The sequence below is a fragment of the Streptomyces sp. NPDC052016 genome (assembly GCF_044548445.1).
GTDB lineage: Bacteria > Actinomycetota > Actinomycetes > Streptomycetales > Streptomycetaceae > Streptomyces.
The window spans coordinates 1-1,021 of record NZ_JBIUBX010000078.1; the positions used below are offsets into that span (position 1 = coordinate 1).

At 59.5% G+C, this 1,021-nt stretch carries 1 rRNA gene; it reads left to right on the forward strand.

Features of this window, described 5'->3' with window-relative positions:
* Positions 1 to 265 precede the first annotated feature (265 nt).
* Positions 266 to 1,021, forward strand: a 23S ribosomal RNA gene (locus ACIHAR_RS39725); the annotation flags it as partial.

The window sequence follows — 1,021 nt, forward strand, 5'->3', positions numbered from 1 at the left end:
GCGAGTGTCTGATGCTGGTTGCTCATGGGTGGAACGTTGATTATTCGGCCGGGTTCACGGGTCGGAGGCTGCTAGTACTGCTCGCAAGAGCGTGGAACGCATGATCTCCGGACGGGACCGGGTCGGGCACGCTGTTGGGTGTCTGAGGGCACGGCCGCGAGGTCTGTCTTCGGATGCCGGCCCCAGTGCACTCGGACCGTAAGGGTTCGGGGTGATGGGTGGCTGGTCGTTGTTTGAGAACTGCACAGTGGACGCGAGCATCTGTGGCCAAGTTTTTAAGGGCGCACGGTGGATGCCTTGGCACCAGGAACCGATGAAGGACGTGGGAGGCCACGATAGTCCCCGGGGAGTCGTCAACCAGGCTTTGATCCGGGGGTTTCCGAATGGGGAAACCCGGCAGTCGTCATGGGCTGTCACCCGCTGCTGAACACATAGGCAGTGTGGAGGGAACGCGGGGAAGTGAAACATCTCAGTACCCGCAGGAAGAGAAAACAACCGTGATTCCGGGAGTAGTGGCGAGCGAAACTGGATGAGGCTAAACCTACGACGTGTGAGACCCGGCAGGGGTTGCGTCGTGGGGGTTGTGGGATCTCTCTTCCACGGTCTGCCGGCCGTGGGACGAGTCAGAAACCGTTGATGTAGGCGAAGGACATGCGAAAGGTCCGGCGTAGAGGGTAAGACCCCCGTAGTCGAAACGTCAGCGGCTCGTTTGAGAGACACCCAAGTAGCACGGGGCCCGAGAAATCCCGTGTGAATCTGGCGGGACCACCCGCTAAGCCTAAATATTCCCTGGTGACCGATAGCGGATAGTACCGTGAGGGAATGGTGAAAAGTACCCCGGGAGGGGAGTGAAATAGTACCTGAAACCGTGTGCCTACAAGCCGTGGGAGCGTCGCGCAAGGACTTGTCCTTGCGTCGTGACTGCGTGCCTTTTGAAGAATGAGCCTGCGAGTTTGCGGTGTGTTGCGAGGTTAACCCGGGTGGGGTAGCCGTAGCGAAAGCGAGTCCGAACAGGGCGTTT